Source organism: Profundibacterium mesophilum KAUST100406-0324, assembly GCF_009835145.1.
GTDB lineage: Bacteria > Pseudomonadota > Alphaproteobacteria > Rhodobacterales > Rhodobacteraceae > Profundibacterium > Profundibacterium mesophilum.
Genome location: NZ_APKE01000019.1, coordinates 17,329 through 36,503, shown reverse-complemented (window position 1 = coordinate 36,503; position 19,175 = coordinate 17,329). Strand labels below are relative to the sequence as shown.

At 64.8% G+C, this 19,175-nt stretch carries 16 protein-coding genes; 14 read left to right on the top strand and 2 right to left on the bottom strand.

Features of this window, described 5'->3' with window-relative positions; all coding sequences use genetic code 11:
• The first annotated feature begins 125 nt into the window (after window positions 1-125).
• Together PMES_RS07940 and PMES_RS07935 are read left to right on the top strand one after the other, a co-directional pair.
• Window positions 126-1,301, top strand: a complete 1,176-nt coding sequence (locus PMES_RS07940) for a pyridoxal phosphate-dependent aminotransferase (RefSeq protein ID WP_159965227.1) — start codon at window positions 126-128, stop codon at window positions 1,299-1,301.
• A 136-nt stretch (window positions 1,302-1,437) separates the two neighbouring features.
• Window positions 1,438-2,547, top strand: coding sequence for a glycosyltransferase family 4 protein (locus PMES_RS07935; protein WP_159965150.1), 1,110 nt, complete (start codon window positions 1,438-1,440; stop codon window positions 2,545-2,547).
• Here the strand turns inward: PMES_RS07935 and PMES_RS07930 are convergent.
• A complete protein-coding gene (locus tag PMES_RS07930) occupies window positions 2,493-3,755 on the bottom strand; it encodes a replication initiation protein (RefSeq protein ID WP_159965148.1) in 1,263 nt (420 codons plus the stop codon). The two genes, PMES_RS07935 and PMES_RS07930, sit on opposite strands and share 55 nt — an antisense overlap.
• 603 nt (window positions 3,756-4,358) lie before the next feature.
• Here PMES_RS07930 and PMES_RS07925 point away from each other — a divergent pair.
• The 8 genes from PMES_RS07925 (at window position 4,359) to PMES_RS07890 (ending at window position 13,700) form a co-directional block, all read left to right on the top strand.
• The gene (locus PMES_RS07925; protein WP_159965146.1) at window positions 4,359-5,735 is read left to right on the top strand and encodes an AAA family ATPase; all 1,377 of its coding nucleotides are present in this window, start codon (window positions 4,359-4,361) and stop codon (window positions 5,733-5,735) included.
• Between the two features lie 2 nt (window positions 5,736-5,737).
• The gene (locus PMES_RS07920; RefSeq protein WP_159965145.1) at window positions 5,738-6,823 is read left to right on the top strand and encodes a ParB/RepB/Spo0J family partition protein; all 1,086 of its coding nucleotides are present in this window, start codon (window positions 5,738-5,740) and stop codon (window positions 6,821-6,823) included.
• A gap of 84 nt (window positions 6,824-6,907) precedes the next feature.
• A complete protein-coding gene (locus tag PMES_RS07915; RefSeq protein ID WP_159965143.1) occupies window positions 6,908-7,099 on the top strand; it encodes a hypothetical protein in 192 nt (63 codons plus the stop codon).
• A gap of 40 nt (window positions 7,100-7,139) precedes the next feature.
• Window positions 7,140-10,364: a formate dehydrogenase subunit alpha gene (locus tag PMES_RS07910; RefSeq protein WP_236549742.1), complete on the top strand. Its 3,225-nt coding sequence runs from the start codon at window positions 7,140-7,142 to the stop codon at window positions 10,362-10,364.
• Between the two features lie 9 nt (window positions 10,365-10,373).
• Window positions 10,374-10,970 carry a formate dehydrogenase FDH3 subunit beta gene (fdh3B, locus tag PMES_RS07905; RefSeq protein ID WP_159965141.1) on the top strand — a complete coding sequence of 199 codons (597 nt, stop codon included), beginning with the start codon at window positions 10,374-10,376 and terminating at the stop codon, window positions 10,968-10,970.
• Window positions 10,967-12,184: a formate dehydrogenase subunit gamma gene (locus PMES_RS07900; RefSeq protein ID WP_159965139.1), complete on the top strand. Its 1,218-nt coding sequence runs from the start codon at window positions 10,967-10,969 to the stop codon at window positions 12,182-12,184. Before fdh3B ends, PMES_RS07900 begins: the two co-directional genes overlap by 4 nt.
• A gap of 4 nt (window positions 12,185-12,188) precedes the next feature.
• A complete protein-coding gene (locus PMES_RS07895) occupies window positions 12,189-12,383 on the top strand; it encodes a hypothetical protein (protein ID WP_159965138.1) in 195 nt (64 codons plus the stop codon).
• Between the two features lie 207 nt (window positions 12,384-12,590).
• Entirely contained in the window at window positions 12,591-13,700 is a 1,110-nt protein-coding gene (locus tag PMES_RS07890; protein ID WP_201288974.1) for an alpha/beta hydrolase, read from the top strand.
• Between the two features lie 90 nt (window positions 13,701-13,790).
• Here PMES_RS07890 and PMES_RS07885 read toward each other — a convergent pair whose 3' ends face one another.
• The gene (locus PMES_RS07885) at window positions 13,791-14,747 is read right to left on the bottom strand and encodes a formate/nitrite transporter family protein (protein ID WP_159965136.1); all 957 of its coding nucleotides are present in this window, start codon (window positions 14,745-14,747) and stop codon (window positions 13,791-13,793) included.
• Between the two features lie 179 nt (window positions 14,748-14,926).
• Between PMES_RS07885 and PMES_RS07880 the strand changes: the two genes are divergently transcribed.
• The 4 genes from PMES_RS07880 to PMES_RS07865 all read left to right on the top strand — a co-directional run bounded on the left by PMES_RS07880 (window position 14,927) and on the right by PMES_RS07865 (window position 19,128).
• Complete coding sequence (locus tag PMES_RS07880; RefSeq protein WP_159965134.1) at window positions 14,927-15,127, top strand: hypothetical protein; 201 nt, start codon at window positions 14,927-14,929, stop codon at window positions 15,125-15,127.
• A gap of 1 nt (window position 15,128) precedes the next feature.
• Window positions 15,129-16,601: a sodium:solute symporter family protein gene (locus PMES_RS07875; RefSeq protein ID WP_201288973.1), complete on the top strand. Its 1,473-nt coding sequence runs from the start codon at window positions 15,129-15,131 to the stop codon at window positions 16,599-16,601.
• Window positions 16,602-16,791: 190 nt separating this feature from the next.
• Window positions 16,792-17,349, top strand: coding sequence for an SRPBCC family protein (locus PMES_RS07870; RefSeq protein WP_159965133.1), 558 nt, complete (start codon window positions 16,792-16,794; stop codon window positions 17,347-17,349).
• An 84-nt stretch (window positions 17,350-17,433) separates the two neighbouring features.
• Window positions 17,434-19,128, top strand: a complete 1,695-nt coding sequence (locus PMES_RS07865) for a thiamine pyrophosphate-dependent enzyme (RefSeq protein ID WP_159965131.1) — start codon at window positions 17,434-17,436, stop codon at window positions 19,126-19,128.
• Window positions 19,129-19,175: the final 47 nt, after the last annotated feature.

The following is a 19,175-nucleotide window of genomic DNA, read 5'->3' as shown; positions in this document are numbered from 1 at the left end:
ATGCCCCTGCCCCGTCGCCGCGGCCGATGCCACGTGGCTCCGGGCAGCGCATCGTGGCCGGCCGCGGTGATGCTCCCGTCCCCGCGCCGGGAAACGTGCGCGCCTTCGCCGCAAGGAGACACATGATGAGATACGCGTCCGTCACCAAGAGGCTCGCCGGGCTGGGCGGTGCAAAATGGGATCTCCATGCGCGGGCGCGCGAGATGTCGGCGGAGGGGTTCGACGTCATCGAGCTGACAATCGGGGAGCCCGATTGCGCGCCGCCCCCCGAACTCGTCGAGGATGTGTGCCAGGCCCTCAGGAACGGCCGGAGCCGATATTCCACGGGCGCCGGCGAGCCCGGATTGCGGGCGGCGCTTGCGCGGCGCTACACGCAGCGGGCCGGGCGCCGTATCGGCGAGGAGCAGGTGCTGTGCTTTCCCGGCACGCAGACCGCGCTCCATGCCGTGATGTGCGCCGTCGCGGAAACCGGTACGGAGGTGCTCGTCGGCGATCCGATGTACACGACCTATGAAGGGGTGATCGCCGCCACCGGGGCGCGGATGATCCCGGTTCCGCTCCGTCCTGTAAACGGGTTCCTTTTGGATGCGCGCGAGGTTGGAGCACGGATCACGCCGCGCAGTCGGGCGATCCTGTTGAACACTCCACACAATCCGACGGGCATGGTTCTTGATCGCCGGAGCCTCGAGGAGATCGCCACCCTCGCGATCCGGCATGACCTCTGGATCATCTGCGACGAGGTCTATGAGGAGCTGATTTTCTCCGGCAGGTTCTGCTCGCCGCTCGAACTGGTCCCGATCATGGAGCGGACGGTCGTCGTCAGCTCGATTTCGAAGAGCCATGCCGCGCCGGGGCTGCGCAGTGGCTGGTGCATCGGGCCGGCGGAATTCTGTGCGCGCCTCCTTCCCCTCTCCGAGACCATGCTCTTCGGCAACCAGCCATTCATCGCCGATGCGACCCGGGCGGCGATCTCGGCCCCCTCCCCCGTCGCGCGGCCGATGGCCGAGCGCTTCGCGGCCCGCGCCGCGCATCTTGTACGCAGGCTGCATGCAGAGACGCCCTACCATGTGCAGATGCCCCAGGCCGGTATGTTCGCCCTTGTCGATATCGGCGCGAGCGGCATGAACGGCGCGGATTACGCCGCCGATCTGCTGGAAACGGCACTGGTCGCGGTGATGCCGGGCGCGGCCTTCGGGCGGACTCTCGATCGCTGGGTGCGGGTGGCGCTGAGCGTTGATGACGCGCGGCTCGATCTTGCGATCGACCGCATCGCCGCGCATGCCGGCAGCGGGTCGGACTGACTGAAAGGCCCGAAGCGCGGAGAACCTCGCGCGCCGGGCGGAACGCGGATGCCCGCCCGAGGGTTCTGGCCCCGTGGCGGGTTCGGACGGTGCGGTGCGGGCCCACGGCCTCCGTTCCAGTTTCCGGATGAGTATCATGACCCAGAATCTCCGTTCCGCCCGTCCCTCTTATCCCGCAGGTGCCCCTCCTCTCCGGATTCCTCCCACCATCGGTCTCGTCGATCCCTGCTGTCCGCGTCCCTACATGCCCAGCGACGTCGATGACGGCGGGCTTGGCGGAACCGAGGCGACGGTCACCCGCATCGTTGTCGGTTTGCACGGACGGGTGCGGTTCGTTCAGTTCCAACAGCACCGCGCCGCACCCGCGCGCGACGGGATCGGCGGGTATGACAGGTTGGACCGTGCCGGCGATGCGGGCGGCCTCGACGGGCTGGTGGTGATCAATTCATGGAAGCTCGCCTGCCGGCTTCGCAAGAGCCATCCGGACCTGCCGATCTACCTGTGGCTCCATGTGCATCCCGGACGGCACAACCGCAAGATGGGCGCGGCACTCCACGCGGCGGGGATCGTTGTCATCTGTGTCTCGGCGAGCCACGCGGCCACGCTGCGGGCATTCCTCGCCCCCTGCCGGGTCGATATTCGCCATGTGTTCAATCCGATCGCCGACGATCTTCGTCCATCGAATGTGCCGCGCGATCCCAACCGGATGCTGTTCGCAAGCGCGCCCCACAAAGGTCTCGACCAGGTCTTCGACGCATTCCGGCGGCTCAGGGGACGCATTCCGGACCTCATCCTCGACGTGGCAGATCCGGGCTATCTGGCCTGGCGGACCGGGCCCGCGCCGGAGGGTGTGCGGTTCATCGGAACGCTGCCCCATGACATGCTGATGGCACGGATGCGCAGATCGCTTTGCCTCTTCTATCCGCAGAGCCGTTTTGCCGAGACCTTCGGCCTCGTCATCGCGGAGGCGAACGCCGTCGGAACGCCTGCCCTTCTGCATACCGGTCTGGGCGCCAATGACGAGATCGCACGGTCAGCCGGGCAGTGCATCGATACCGGGGACATGGATGCGGTGCATGGGACGATCGCGCGCTGGCGTGCCAATCCGCCCAGGATCAACCTGCCCGAAGAGTTCAGGCTGATCCGGGTTCTCGATCAATGGGAAAGCCTTCTCGCCCCCGAGATGCCGGCTCAGGCGATGTCGTCATCGGAAAGGTCGGGAGAGATCTCGCACCAGAACCTGTAGATCTCGGCCGCGTTCAGCGCGCTCGACCATCCGTGACGTTGGAATTCCTCCCGCTCCAGATCGCTGGTCAGGCTCGAGAGGAAAAGTTGCCGGTCGGCATCGCGCTGCGTCGGGTTTCGCCGCGAAACCGCATCTTGCACCTGCGCGAAACGGCGCTTGCGCTCGGCCTTCTCCGCGGCGCGGGCATCCTCCTGTTCGGCGGCGCGCGCATTGGCGGCATCGCGCGCCGCGCGGGCCGCGACGGCTTCGGGGCTCGGCTCGCTCGGCTTGGCCTCGGAAATTCCGTAGCCGTTTTCCAGCGCGGAACGCAGGTAGCCCGCGGGGTTCTTAACATTCTTTTGCCGCACGACAAGGGAGAGCTTTTCGGTCACTGCCCGCTCGCCATGCTCCGCGATCCATTGCCGCGCGAGGCGGTCGCTAATCCCCTGAGCCATCAGCGCCCCATAGACCGCGCTTCCCCGCGCGGCATCGTCATCGTCGATCTCGAACATGGGAAGCTGGGGGTTTTCGCGGATGGCGAAACGGATCTCGCTGACGGCGCGGCCCTTCTTGCTGAACTCCGGTGTCACCTCGATGTTCGAGTTGCGGTTCACCTCCTCGACAGCCGGTTTGATGATCTTCGCATTCAGATGCTTGAACGTCTCGTAATAGGCGCTGCCATCTATCCCCATGAGGCGGCGGAATGTCTCCAATGACCACCAGCCGGTGCTGCCGGTCCGAACGAACCGGTAGCAATTTTCGTAAAGGGCAAGACCGTGCCCGCTTGTGAAGCGCTTCTGGATATTCAGGTTGATAAGCGCGAAAACCTTCGGGTCATGAAGCTTTTCCGCAAGAGCGGGCGAGTAGGCATATTCGCATACGCCGCCACGCAGCTTGGCATAGGAGAGAAGCGCGCTGACGCCCCATTCCTGCCGCCCGCGATCATCGAGCATATCCCATTCCGCCACGGTCTCGGCAAGGCCGCGCAATGCACCCTGCAATGTCTTCATGTCGTTCGAGTTGTAACCGATCATCATCGCCAGGGTACGCGCGTCGATCGTATGCTTCTGCTGAGTGATCAAGGTATCGTAGGCGTTGAGCAACAGCACATTGGACAGCTTGCGCTGCAGCAGGGTAAGCTTGCCCGATACATGAATCGCGGCCACGTTCTTCTTGACGGAATTGCGCTTGAGCGCTCCGGTCAACTGCTTGCCGGCGACCTGTGCCATCAGCGCTCCATTCCGCGTCGAGAGGTTTCGGGCGGACTGGCGAATCCGCTGTGTCTCAGGCTGGGCATCATGGCTCAAAAGGAACCCGGGATCAACGCATGTTCGGGTGCCCGCCGATTCGGCCAGTGCGATCCTGTAAATTGGTGCCTTTTGATTCGCTGCAGCCACGGAGACCCCGCGCTTCGGACGAAACGGGTGCCGATAGGCCTCCCAGATCATTGTAGATCGTCATTTCCGCTGCGATCCAGCCGGCCGGACCCGATCCCGTAAACGGGCACCTCGTTTCACGCAGCGAGGCACCTTTCGTCCCGCAAACGGAGCCTTTCCATCCCGCATGAGGGTCCCCTTCAACCCGTTAACGGGCTCCCAAAGCAGAACAAACCACTGATACAAATAGCTTTTATAGATGCAAAGACTCGTAATATCTGAAAGATTCTAATCTTTGATTGCTGTCTTCATAAGTTTGTTGAACTGAGGCCTGTTTCGCCACGAAACCCCATCTCTCGCAAAACCGGTTCCTTCTCATGCGACAATGTGCCATCAATCGATGAACAAGCGCCGGTAGAGCGCATGTCGCGGCAGTGACCGGCACAGGGGCAGACGATGAGCAAGAAGCCGGATACGGTTCCGCCACCCTATCACAACATCGATCCTGCGAAGGCGGCGGGAAAGCTCGGCGAGCGGGTCGACACGGCACGATTCGCAAAGGCCGCGGCCTTCTGTACCCGCGGGCGGGACGATCTTGCCAAGAGGGGATATGCCCCCGATGGACGCAAGCGATTGCGCCGTTTCTCCATCTGGGAGATCACGCGGTATCTGATCCCCGTGGCGCCGGCCCATATGCGCCGGGTGCTCAAGGCCAATCCCGATCTGCCGCAGGGCGAGGGGGAGGCGGGCTCGAAATGGTTCACCCTGGAAGAAGTGCTGACCCTGCGCCGGTTCCTTCACAAGGAAGGCTCCGCCGCGAAGGAATATCTCCCCTACAGACCCGAGAATGCCGCGGCCAAGATCGTGGCGGTGGCCAATTTCAAGGGCGGATCGGGCAAGACGACGACCTGTGCCCACCTGGCCATGTCGGCCGCGCTCGACGGCTACAAGGTCTTGGTAATCGACCTCGACAGCCAGGCTTCGATGACCTCGCTCCTGGGCGCACGCGTCGAGGACGAGTGGCAGACGATCTTCCCCCTGATCGCGCGGGATTACGCCCGTGCCGTTCGCGCCGAGAACGAGGTCCGTGCGGCCCAGGGTGCCGCGACGCTGCCCCTCGACGAAACCTTGACCGAAGCGCTGGAGGTTTCGTCGCGAAACCTCATCCAGTCCACGCATTGGCCCAATATCGACGTGATCGGGGCGCAGCTGAACCTTTACTGGGCAGAGTTCCAGATACCTGTCTGGCGGATGGGGTTGCGATCCTGGCCACTTTGGGACGCGCTGAGCAACTTCCTTTCCGATGATGGCCTGCTGGACGAATATGATATCGTTTTCCTCGATACGCCTCCTGCACTTGGGTACCTTACGATCAATTCCCTCGCAGCGGCTGACATCCTTCTGGTTCCCCTCGGCGCTTCCTTTCTCGAGTTCGATTCCACGGGCCGTTTCTTCGATATGCTCTATTCGACCTTTGCCAGCATCGAGGATGGCGAAAACGCGCAGCGCAGGGCCGCGGGACTCGACGAGGTCAAGTTCGAATGGGACGTGGTCAGGGCGATCGTGACCCGGTTCGATGCCTCCCAGCAGACCGACCTTGCTAATGTCATCCAGGCTTATTTCGGCGATTTCATGAACGCCTATCGGCAGGAATACACAGCTCTCGTCGGGCAGGCGGGCGAGCAGATCAACGGCATCTACGAGGCCGATTACCGGGAGTTCAACCGCGACACCTACCTTCGGGGACGCGAGGCTTTCGACCGGACCTATGCCGAGTTCAAGGAATTGCTTGTCGGGTGCTGGTGGCGCGACATGGCGGAGAAGGAGACCTGAGGATGGCGAAGCGTCGCAAGCTCGAGGCGCCCGATGCGGCGGAACTGGCCAAGTTCGAGGAGGGCTTCGCCATACGCCCGGTCCAGGACCGGCTCGGGGTCTCCGCGCCGATCGCGCAAGTCGCGGGCGAAGCCGCGCAGGCGGGCGATCCACGCGGCGCGGATGCGCGTATCGGTGCGGCGCGCGAAGAAGCGGATGCCGGCGCATGGCGGCGTGCGATCGAGGAGGGCAGGGTGGTCGAGGACATCCCCCTCGCCGCGGTCGAGATGGATCACGTGGTCAGGGACCGGATCGTTGCGGATCACGATGCCCTGGAGGAACTCGTCGCCTCGCTCCGGCTGAATGGCCAGCGGCTTCCCATCGAGGTGATCGCGCTCGGGACGGGGCGATACGGGCTCGTGTCGGGCTGGCGCCGCATGGAGGCGCTGCGGCGTCTGCACAGCGAGGGCGGGGCCGGAACGGTCAAGGCGATCGTGAGGGCAGGGCAGGAGGCCGGCGATCTTTATTCCTCGATGGTGGAGGAAAACGAGATCAGGGCGCAGCTCACCCCCTATGAGCGTGGCAGGATCGCGGTCGTCGCCGCTGACCAGGGGGCGTTCGAAAGCAGCGATGCGGCCGTCGAGGGCATATTCGCAGTCGCTTCGAAGGCCAAGCGCAGCAAGATCAGGAGCTTTGCGCTCATCCACGAGGAATTGGGCGATCTGCTGATCTTTCCCACGATGCTTTCCGAACGCAACGGGCTGCGCCTGGCGGGGGCCCTGCGCAGCGGCGCGGGACCGGACATCAGGGCCCGGCTCGAACGGTCGCAGGGCGATGATGCGAAGCAGGAATGGGCCCTGATCGAGCCTGCCGTGAAGGCGGCGGAGAGCACGGGCCAGGGCAGCACCAAGGGGGGGCGTCCGCGCAGCATCGCGCCCGCCGAGCGAATGGGGCTCGGCCACGGGATCACGGCCGAGCTTAGCGCGTCGAAGGAGGAGTGCGCGATACAGCTGCACCTTCCGGGCCGCAGCGCGGACGCTGCACGGCAGATCGGCCAGCAAATCGCGCGTCTGCTCGAAGCCAATCCCGCGATGTTCGACACTCCCTGACCCCCGAGATTCTCGGCCTCGCATATGGAACCGCGCGCGCGTGGGGATCGTTGACGGCCACAGGGTTAACGAAGGGGAAATTCGATGTCCGACGCTCCGAAGCACACGCTCACGCGTCGCAAGGTCCTGGCCGCCGCGCCGCTCGTGGGTGCCGCCGCCGTCCTTCCTCATGAAGCGCAGGCCGATGAGCCCCGGGCGGCAAGCACGGACCCGCGGCATGTCCAGCTTCATGACACTGCGCATATCCGTAAATTCTACGAACTGGCGCGCGGGTGACGCGCCAGTTTCCTGATCGGTTTAAATAGGTATCCGGGACATGTTGAAGCGTAAGACGAACGGTCGTCACTCCCTTTTTCCCGTGGAGGGGGCGGTCCCGGCGAAGGGGCAGACCCGCCGGGATTTCCTGAGAAACAGCGGGCTTGCGAGTGTTTCGCTCGGCGCCTTCGGAATGGGCGCCTCGCGCGTCAGGGCCCAGACCCCCGAAGAGGTCGGGCTCGTCCAGACCCCCGTGGTCCGCAAGACCATCTGCCAGTATTGCTCTGTCGGTTGCTCGATGTGGGCCGAGGTCGAGAACGGCGTCTGGACCGGGCAGGAGCCCGCCTTCGAGAGCCCGATCAACCAGGGCACGCATTGCGCCAAGGGCGCGGCTATGCGCGAGGTCGCACTGGGCGAGCGTCGCCTGAAATACCCGATGAAGAAAGTCGACGGCCAGTGGCAGCGCATCAGCTGGGACCAGGCCCTTACCGAGGTCAGCCAGAAGCTTCTGGCGATCCGTGAGAAATACGGTCCCGATAGTGCCTACTGGCTGGGCTCGGCGAAATACTCGAACGAGCAATCCTACATCTTCCGCAAGTTCGCCGCCTACTGGGGCACGAACAACGTCGATCACCAGGCCCGGATCTGTCACTCGACCACCGTGGCCGGCGTTGCCAACAGCTTCGGCTACGGCGCGATGACCAACACCTTCAACGACATCCGCAATTCCAAGTCGATCATCATCATCGGCGGCAACCCCGCCGAGGCGCATCCCGTTTCCATGCTGCACGTTCTGAACGGCAAGGAAAACGGCGCGAAGATGATCGTCGTCGATCCGCGCTTCACCCGCACCGCGGCCCATGCCGACGAATACGTGCGCATCCGTCCGGGCTCCGACGTGGGCTTCCTCTGGGGTCTGGTGAAGATCATCCTCGACAACGGCTGGGAGGATGCCGAATTCCTCCAGCAGCGTGTCTGGGGCATCGAGCAGGTGCGCGCCGAGGTTCAGAAATGGACCCCCGAGGAGGTCGAGCGCGTCTGCGGCATCGCGCCCGAGCAGACCCTGCGCATCGCGCAAACCCTCGCCGAGAACCGTCCCGGCACGCTGGTGTGGTGCATGGGCCTGACGCAGTCGACGATCGGCTCGTCCAAGACGCGCGCCGCCTCGATCCTGCAGCTTGTGCTTGGCAACATGGGCAAGACCGGCGGCGGCACCAACATCTTCCGCGGCCATGACAACGTTCAGGGCGCCACCGATCTGGGCGTTTCCTGCGAAACCCTTCCCGCCTATTACGGGCTCGAGGAAGGCGCATGGAAGCATTGGTGCCGCGTCTGGGGCACCGATTACGAGTATATGAAGAGCCGGTTCCAGACGAAGGAGCTGATGGAGAAATCCGGCATGCCGCTGAGCCGCTGGATGGACGCCGTGCTGGAGGATGCCGAGAATATCGAGCAGCCCAACCCCGTGAAGGCGATGACCTTCTGGGGCCATGCGGCGAACTCGATCACCCGCGGCCCCGAACAGCTCAAGGCGATGGCCGATGTCGAGCTTCTCTGTGTCATCGACCCCTACCCGACGCAGGTTGCGGCGATGGTGCCCAAGGAGAACGATGTCTACTTGCTGCCGGCGGCCACCACGGCCGAGCTGCACGGATCGGTCACCAACTCCTCGCGCAGCGTCCAGTGGCGCGACAAGGTCGTCGAGCCGCTCTTCGAGAGCAAGACCGACTACTGGATTACCTACCAGCTAGCCAAGGCCTTCGGCTTCGCGGACGAGATGTTCAAGAATATCGAGGTCGAGAACGGCGAGCCTGTTGCCGAGAGCATCCTGCGCGAGATCAACAAGGGCACCTGGACCATTGGCTATACTGCTCAGAGCCCCGAGCGGCTGAAGCTGCACATGCAGCATCAGGACAAGTTCGATTCCATCACCCTCGAGGGCAAGGAAGAGCCCGTGAAGGGCGAGTATTACTGCCTTCCCTGGCCCGCCTGGGGCCAGCCCGAGCAAGGCCATCCCGGCACCCCGATCCTCTATGACACTTCGAAGAGCGTGGCGCAGGGCGGCTTGCCGTTCCGTGCACGCTGGGGCGTGGAATACGAGGGCGAGAACCTTCTGGCCGAAGACAGCTACACCAACGACTCCGAGATCCGCGACGGCTACCCTGAGGGTACGCTGGGCATGATCGAGGCGCTTGGCTGGGCGGACGAGCTGACGCCCAAGGAAAAGCTGATCATCATCTCGATCGGAACGGACGCCTTCAACCTGGGGCTTCTCGATCTCGATGACGTGGAGGCTTCACGCCAGTTCACCGAGATAGAGACGCAGCTGCGTACCGATCTCGAGGATATCCGCTCCGAAGCCGAGGTGCAGGATGTCGACGAGGCCTGGCAGAATGGCAGCAATGACGAGGGCGGCGATGACAGCGCCAATACCGCCGACAACGGCAATGGCGGAGCGAAGGGTGCGGGCGGCACCGCCGCGAATCCCGATCAGGGCGAGCGGGTGGCTCAGCGCTTCCCCGACTATCCGCGAAACGCGCAGATCGCGATCCGGTCCTACCTGAAGGCCAACCCGCAAAAGAGCGACGAGAACGAGCAACTCTCCGTGGCCGACATGATCCGGCGGGTGAACTGGAAGACCGACCTTTCGGGCGGGATCCAGAGGGTGATGATCAGTCACGGTCTCGCTCCCTACGGCAACGGCAAGGCCCGCGCCGTGGTCTGGAATTTCCCCGACAAGGTGCCGCAGCACCGCGAGCCGCTCTATACCGTGCGCCGCGACCTGCTTCCCGAATACGAAACCTACGAAGACAGGCGGATGTGGCGCCTGCCGATCCTCTACAAATCCATCCAGGACGTGGATTACAGCCAGGAATTCCCGATGGTGCTGACCTCGGGCCGGCTGGTCGAGTACGAGGGCGGGGGCGACGAGACCAGATCGAACATCTGGCTCGCTGAATTCCAGCAGCAGATGTTCGTCGAGATCAATCCCGCCGATGCCGGCGTGAAGGGGATCACGGACGGGAATTATTGCTGGGTCGAGACCCCGGTCGGCCGGATCAAGGTGGCCGCTCTCGTCACGCCGAGAGTGGGACCCGGCACCGTGTTCCTGCCGTTCCACTTCGCCGGCATGTGGATGGGCGAGGACATTTCCGACCGTTATCCCGAAGGTGCGCGGCCATTCGTGATCGGCGAGGCGACCAATACCGCCCAGACGTATGGCTACGACATCGTCACGCAGATGCAGGAAACCAAGGCGACGATCTGCCGGATCGAAGCTGCTTGAGAGGTTACGATGGCACGAGTAAAATTCCTTTGCGATACGGATCGCTGTATCGAGTGCAATGCCTGCGCAACGGTTTGCAAGAACGAGCATGAGGTTCCGTGGGGTATGGTCCGGCGCCGTGTCGTGACCATCAACGATGGCGAGCCCGACGAGAAGTCGATCGCCATCTCCTGCATGCATTGCACTGACGCGCCCTGCGTGGCGGTCTGCCCGGTCTCCACGCTCTACCAGACCGATCTGGGCATCGTCCTTCATGACAAGGACACCTGCATCGGTTGCGGCTATTGCTTCTACGCCTGTCCCTTCGGGGCGCCGCAATACCCGCGCGCCTCGCTCTTCGGCAGCCGCGGCGTGATGGACAAGTGCACCTTCTGCGCTGGCGGCCCCGAGGAGAACGGCTCGGAGGCGGAGTTCCGCAAATACGGACGCAACCGCATCGCGGAAGGCAAGCTGCCGATCTGTGCCGAGGTCTGCTCGACCCGTGCATTGCTCGCCGGTGATGGCGACACGATCGGTGAAATCTACCGCGAGCGGGTCATCCACCGCGGTTATGGCGCCGGCGCCTGGGGATGGAAGACCGCCTATTATCCGGAGAACGAGACATGAAGACCGAAGTCAGGGTCCGGGGAAAGGACTTTACCGGCTACAGGATCGTCGGCGCGATCGCCGCGCTTCTGCTCGCACTGGTTTTCGCATGGCAGCTCTTCGAGCTTTTCGACGATGACAACCTCACCGTTCCCGAAGTTCGATGGGGCGCGGCCGGCGATGATAGCGGCGTTGCCGGCGTGCTCGCCGACGATCTGATCACCGCGCGCAGCCGGCTGCAGGACGAGCGTTACCGCACCGGGCCCGCGCCCGATGGCGAGGTGCCGGCCAATGCACTCGGAAACGAGATCTTCCTGACCGATGAACCCTTGCCGCGCGACACGACCCTGACGCGCTCATGGGCGATGCTCGACGAGGACACCGGGCAGATGCTTCAAGAGCGGCAGAGGGTGGTTGGACGTTCTTCGCTTCCCTATGCCAATGCGGAGCTGTTCGAGCGGCCCTTCGCCCGTGACTGGCGACTTGGCCTCGCCGATTTCGCCACGCATCTGGGCGCGATCGCCATCATCGGCTTCTCGCTCCTGCTGGCGCTCATCCTGGCGATCAGGGGGCGCGTGCCGATCCTGGAGGGCCGGGCGCACCGGACCGTCAAGCGCTTCAACCTCTTCGAGCGCGCGACGCATTGGATGACGTCCTTCTCCTTCATCATGCTTGCGATCACCGGTGTCTCGATCGCCTATGGCGACACGCTCATTCGTCCCTTCGGTGACGAACTTCTGGGCGCGACCGGTTGGATTTCGACCTGGGGCCATCCGATTTTCGCACCGCCCTTCGCGCTCGGGATCGTCTTCATGGCTGTCATGTGGACCATGCGGAACTTGCCCAGCCGGCTCGATCTGCATTGGCTCTCCAAGGGTGGCGGCTTCTTCAGCGATGACGGGCACAACCCGCCGGCGCGCAAGTTCAATGCGGGTCAGAAGCTGATCTTCTGGTCGGCGATCCTGGGCGGCATCACGATGGTGCTTTCGGGGCTGACGCTGATGTTCCCCTACTACTGGCTCGATCTCGAAGGCATGAGCTGGGCGATGCTGATCCACGCGATCCTCGGCGTCCTGCTGATCGCGATCTTCATCGGCCATATCTACATCGGAACGGTTGGAATGCAGGGTGCCTTCTGGGCGATGTGGGGCGGCAATGTCGACCGGAACTGGGCCAAGGAGCACCACGAGCTCTGGCTGGCCGAGATCGAAGACGGCAAGCAGGGAAAGGCCTAGTCTCATGGGAAGCTTCATCATCGGTGCCGGCACCGCGATCGGCCTGGCCATCGGCACCTTCTTCGTCCTCGAATTCGCGACGATTTCGGTCATCGAGAAATCCTATAACCCGTCTCTGAACCTCGAGGGGGTGCATATCCAGTATCCCGGCGTTGAGCGGGTCAATCCCGCCGAGCGCGTCGCCGAGGACGAGGAATAGGGTCTGCGCAGTATTGACCGCGCAAGAAAAGGGGCGGCCGGGCAACCGGGTCGCCCCTTTTTCTGCCTCGGGCCGGATATGCGGGTGCGTGGTTCCATGAAAAGAATGTGACGCATACATGGACCATTCTCCCTTTTCGAAGCTCTTGGCATGACTATTTCGATAAGCAGACGCCTTGTTACCAAAGGCACTAATTGGAGATATGTTATGAAAATGCAGACCAGTATCCGCAGTATCGCGGCCGGCACCGCCGGCGTCCTCGCCCTGACGGGCATGGCTGCCGCCGAAAAGCACAGCGACGCGATGACGCCGGGTAGCAATGTCACCTTGGCGCCGCAGACGCAGGAATTCATCGACAGCCTCGAGGGCACGGAGCCGATCTACAAGCTGTCGCCCGAGGATGCGCGTCAGCGCCTCATCGACGCGCAGACGGACAGCGCGGAGCTTCCCGCCGCGAGCGTCGAGGAAAAGACGCTCGAAGTTGGTCCCACCGGCGAGGTGAAGGTCTATATCGTGCGTCCCGAAGGAACCGAGGGTGAAGCCCTTCCGGGCGTGGTCTACTTCCACGGCGGCGGCTGGATCCTCGGGAACTTCACCACCCATGAGCGCCTGATCCGCGAGCTCGCGAACGAGACCGAAGCGGCTTATGTATTCGTCGAATACGCTCCCGCGCCCGAGCAGAAGCATCCCGTTCAGATCGAACAGGATTACGCCGTTCTCGATTACGTCGCCAAGAACGCGGACGAGTTCGGCATCGATGCCGAGCGTCTCGCGACCGCCGGTGACAGTGTCGGCGGCCAGATGGTCGCATCCGTCGCCATGATGGCCCAGCAGAATGGCGGCCCCGAGATCGACGCGCAGGTGATGTTCTACCCGGTGACGACCGCCGAGCTGGACAGCCCCTCCTATGACGCCTTCGCCGATGGCCCCTGGCTGAGCAAGAAGGCCATGGAATGGTTCTGGGACGCGTATCTGCCCGAGGGCGCCGATGCCTCCGATCCGATGATCTCGCCGCTGAACGCAAGCTCCGAACAGCTGGCGAAATTTGCTCCCACCCTCGTGATCACCGATGAGAACGACGTGCTGCGTGACGAGGGCGAAGCCTTTGCCGGCAAGCTGGTCGAGGCGGGCGTCGAGACGGAGACCACGCGTTATCTGCACACGATCCACGATTTCGTCATGCTGAACGCGATCACCGAAACCCCCGCGCCGCGTGCCGCGATCGAACAGGCGGCAGGGTTCCTCAAGGCGCATCTTGCCGAAGACGGGCAATCCGCCGGCGGTAAGGAGGCCGAAGGCGAGCCGGCCGATCAATAAGGCAAAGGTTTCTACGCCGACGGTATGGAACGAGAAGGGCCGCGCATCGAGCGCGGCCCTTTTGCTGTCGTTAGATTGAAAAACGCGCGGTCACCGGGAGATGTAGCGGCGCTTGCGTTGCTCGGTCTCCCGGCGGCGGTCGCCCTCGCCGAGCTCCTCGCGCACCTGTCCATAGGCGAGAAGGGCAAAGAGACCCGTTCCGCCAAGGATGTTGCCCGCCAGCGCAGGAAGCAGCAGGCCGAACACGCCCGCGAGCAGGCCCAGCTCGTGGTTGAGCACCAGCATCCAGACCTCGGTCGAGCCGGCAACCACGTGGCTGAAATCCCCCATGGCGATCAGGTAGGTGAAAAGCATGATTGTCAGGATCTCGAACCCTTCCGAGGAGGGCAGCATCCAGACGACCGCCGCGACGAAGAAGCCCGCCGGAATGCCCTGGATAAAGCTCTGCCAAGGCGTCTTCTCGGCGAAATGCCGCGAGATCTCGAGCATCGCCTCGAGATGTTCGGTCTGTATGATGTCGAGATAGATGGTAATAACAGCCGTCACGAATGTCCCCGCCATGTTCGCGACGAAGACGATCCCCCAGAGCCTGCCGAGGGCCGAGAACTTGGCACGGCTCGGGCGATGCAGGATCGGCAGGATCGGCGTGATCGTGTTCTCGGTAAAAAGCTGTAGCCGCGCCAGGATCACCAGCACGAAACCAAGCGTGTAGCCCAAGTTCTCGATCGCGGTGACGTAGAGGTGCCCCTCGAATGTCGCGCTGAGGATGCCTTCGGCAAGCACCGAGGTGGAGATCCCGAGGCCGGCGGCGATACCGGACCACCACAGGGACGAGGAGGGCCGGTCGAGTTCCTCGACCCCTTCCGCGCGGATCACCGAATAGATCGCGACCGGGGAGAGTTCCCGGTGTTCGCGCACCTTCGCCTCTTCCTCTTCCGAAAGCTTCGGCGCTTCCTCGTCCTCCGGTTCGGGCGTCGAATCGATGTCGTTCTTCTCTTCGATCTCTGGCTCGGTCGCGGCGGCGCCGCGGGGATGCTCGTCCTGCATGTCGTCTCCTCATGCCCGGTGCGGATGGCCCCAGGGTCCTGCGCGTTGATAAGGTCAAGGAATAGGGCGCGGGGGACCCAGTTCAATGGAGGATGCCAAGCGTATGCGACCTCTCCCTGTCCCGGCAGCCATCTTGCCCCGGCTCTCGTAGAGGGTTAGCGAGTGGCAATGCGATGCGCATGGAGGTTGGGCACGGCATGAACGGTCTGGGGGTCTATCTCGCGGTCGCGGGACTTCTCATCGCGGCGGGTGTCGTCCTGCCTTATTTCGTCATCGGGGGGGGTGGTGCGCCGGGCTTCGGGCTCGTCCTTTTCTGGCTTGGTTTCGCGGGGGCGGTCATCGCTCTGATCGCCTCGGGCGTTTCGGGATGGAGGCGCTGAGATGATCCCCGCCGGAATGATCTGGGCCGCCGTTGCCCTCTTTGCCGTCTTCGGTGGCGTGATCGCCATCGCGGCGATGCGTGCGAATACCGGCACGGCAAATGACTACTATCTCGGCAGCTCGGCCCTGGGCGGTGCGGTCGCGGGGCTGAGCTATGCCGCGACGACCTATTCGGCCTTCATGCTGATCGTGCTGACAGGGCTGACCTATCGCGGCGGCATCGGCGCGCTCGGCTTCGAGCTGATCTATTTCTCGGGGCTGACGCTTCTGGTGATCTTCGGGCCGCGCTTCTGGCTGGCCGCGAAACGCTGGGGTTTCATCACCCCGTCCGAGATGCTGTCGGCCCGCTATGGCAGTCAGACCGTCGGGCGGCTCGCGGCGCTCATCGCCCTCGTCTTCCTCATGCCCTACTGCACGACCCAGCTTGCGGGGATCGGCCTGCTGCTCTCGGGCGTGACGGGCGGGGCCATCACGCTTCCCGTCGCGGTCGCCACCGGCGCGGGGCTCGCGCTCTTGTGGACCCTCTTCGCCGGGCTGCGTTCCGTGGCATGGACCGATGCCGCGCAGGCGGCGGTGATGCTGGTCTCGGCGCTGCTCGCGGTGGGGTTCGTCATCGCCCATCTGGGCGGCCCGTCGGCATTCGCACAGCGGATCGGATCAGAGCATGCGGCCTGGCTCGACATGCCGGGGCCGGGATTGTGGTCGCTGCCGACCTTCCTCGCGCTGGCCCTTCCGTGGTTCTTCTTTGCCCTGTCGAACCCACAGGTCAGCCAGAGGATGTTCGTCGTCAGCGATCTTGGCGCGATGCGGCGGATGATCTTCTGGGTTCTCGGCTTCGGGGTGATCTTCACCTTCATCTCGGTGATCTGGGGCTTTGCGGCCCTGCTGATCGCGCCCGATCTGGACAATCCGGCGGGTGCCACGCCCGCGCTTCTGGGCTCCGGGGCGGTGCCCTTGCCGATCGGGCTGCTGCTGATCCTCGGGATCCTGTCGGCGGCGGTCTCGACCCTCGACAGTATTTCGCTGACCCTGGGCGCAATGGTGGCGCGCGATCTGCTGGGCAAGCGCGAGGGGCAGGACGGTGCGCAAATCCTCATCGGCCGGGTCACGGTGATCCTCGTCGTGCTCTTCGCCTCTGTCTTCGCGTTGCGCGATGCGCAGATCGTCAGTCAGCTCGCGGCCCTCTCGGCGGCCGGGCTCGTGGTCACCGTGCCCGCGATCATCGGGGCCTTCTTCTGGCGGCGCGGCACCGCGGCAGGGGCGATCGCATCCCTGATCGGGGGGGCGGCCCTCGCGATCTGGATGTCGATGATCGCCGGGGTCAGCGTCTTCGATCCGCGTCTCGCCGGCAGCGTGATCGGGGTAGCCACCCTGCTGTTCGTGGGGGGAAGCCTCCTGAGCACGCCGCGCAGGAATGCAATCGATTTCAAGAGCGAGCTGGCCGCGCCGCTCGCCGCCCACGGGGTCCGCTAGACAGGCGTCGTCGCGGCTCCCGGCACGCCGCCGCGATGATTGCGCCTTGGAATATCACTCCGGCGGTGCCACTCTCGCCCTGTCCGATGGATGGGCCGCTCCCCTGCCGGTGATCCGCGCGGACCGGGGCGGGGCGCATGTCCCGTCCGGCACCGAACGCAACATGACTGGCAGATTTGGGAGAGGGTGAATGGAACTTAGCGACAGCAAGCTGATCGAGGCATCGCCGGAAGCGGTCTGGGAGGCGTTGCTCGATCCGGATGTGCTCAAGTCCTGCGTGCCGGGCTGCACCGAGATGACCGGCTCTCCCGAAGAGGGGTTCGAGGCCACCGTGGTCCAGAAGGTCGGCCCGGTGAAGGCGACGTTCAAGGGTGCCGTCACGCTGAGCGAGCTCGATCCGGGTCAGGGCTGCGTGATCACCGGGGAAGGCAAGGGGGGGCCTGCGGGCTTCGCGAAGGGCGGCGCGCGGGTCCGGCTCGAGCCGGTGCCAGAGGGAACGCGGCTGCATTACGATGTCGAGGCGAAGGTCGGCGGCAAGCTGGCGCAGTTGGGCAGCCGCATCATCGATGGCTTTGCCCGCAAGATGGCCGAGCAGTTCTTCACCTGTTTCAAGGAGAAGGTGGAGGAGCCGTCCGAAACCGAAGGCGGGACGGATGCCCCCTCCGAGGGCGGGACCCCAACAACGAAAGAAGGACGGCAGGGCTGGCTGAAGGGCAGGTTCGGCAAGGCCGAGGGCGGCGCGGGCTGACGGAAGGCGCCGGGGCCCGGCGGTTGACCTTGCCGGCCCGGCGCTTTCAATTCGGACGCGAACAGCCCCCCTCCCGGAGACGTCATGACCCCGACCCAAGATAGTTCGCCGCGCAGCGCAGGGCGCATCCTCGTCGATCAACTCCTGATCCACGGGGCCACCTGCGGCTACTGCGTTCCGGGGGAAAGCTACCTCGAGGTGCTCGACGCGCTGCATGACGTCTCGGACCGCTTCACGCTGATCAATGCCCGGCACGAGGCGGGCGCGGCGAACATGGCCGAAGCCCATGGCAAGCTTACGGGTGCGCCCGGCATCGCCTTCGTCACGCGGGGCCCCGGCGCCTGCCACGCGGCAATCGGCGTGCATATCGCACGGCAGGATTCCACCCCGATGATCCTCCTGGTGGGGCAGGTCGGCCGCGACATGATGGACCGGGAGGCGTTCCAGGAAATCGACTACCGCGCGATGTTCGGATCCGTCGCCAAATGGGCCGCGCAGATCGACGACGCGGCCCGCATCCCCGAATACATGGCGCGCGCCTTCCGCGTCGCCACGTCCGGCCGGCCCGGCCCGGTGGTTCTCGCGCTGCCCGAGGACATGCTTGCCGAGGAACGCACGGTCGCCGACAGCCCGCCATACCGGCCCGCGCTGCCAGAACTGGGCGAGGACGGCGCGGCGCGCATCGGAACGCTTCTACACGGCGCGGAGCGACCGCTCCTGATCGTGGGTGGGGGCGGCTGGAGCGATGCGGCCAGCGCCGACATCACGCGGTTTGCAGAGTTGGCCGGCCTGCCGGCGATCTGCTCGTTCCGCCGGCAGGATATCATCGGCGCCGAGAGCGGCAGTTATGCCGGGGACCTGGGAACGGCCTCGGATCCCGCGCTCACGGCACGGATCGCCGAGGCGGACCTGCTGCTCGTCGTCGGTGCGAGACTGGGCGAGATGACGACGAAGGGTTACAGCGCGATCAGCGCCCCGACACCGGCCCAGAAGATCATCCATCTGCATCCCGATGCCGACGAGCTCGGCCGTGTCTACGCCCCCGCGCTCGGCTGCGTCGCCGCGCCGGGTCCGGCCGCCGCCCGGTTGGCGCGGTTGGCCGGGGAAAGCTGGCCCGCCGGACGCTGGCGCGATCGGTGGCGCGTCTGGCGCCGGGCTCTGCGCGATGCCTGGCTGGCCGATACCGCCGCGCCGGCCCGGGAGGCGCATGCGCTCGATTTGTCCATGGTGATGGACGCGTTCCGGCAGATCCTGCCGAAGGATGCGATCATCACGCTCGATGCGGGCAATCATGGTGGCTGGGCACAGCGGTTCCTGCGCTACGGCCGGCCGGGACGGCAGCTCGGCTCGACCTGCGGGGCGATGGGATATTCGGTGCCCGCCGGCGTGGCCGCGTCCATCGCCGAGCCGGGCCGCGTCGTGCTGTCCTTCGTGGGGGATGGCGGGTTCATGATGAGCGGCGCGGAGATCGCCACGGCGGCGCAGCATGGCGGCCGGCCGATCGTCGTCGTGATCAACAACGCAAGCTACGGCACGATCAGGATGCACCAGGAAAAGGCGCATCCCGGACGCGTCGTCGGCACCGACCTCGTCAATCCCGACTTCGTCGCCATGGCACGCGCGATGGGGGCTCATGCCGAACGGGTGGAGACCACGGCGCAGGCCGGTCCCGCCTTGCGCCGGGCCATCGCCTGCGGCGCGCCGGCGGTGATCGAGCTGGTGGTCGAAGCCGAGCAGATCAGCAGCCGCACGACCCTGTCGCGGCTGCGCGGCGGCTGAACCGGTACTCGCGACAAGCCGTGGACCGGCTCCGCGACTGGCCCCGG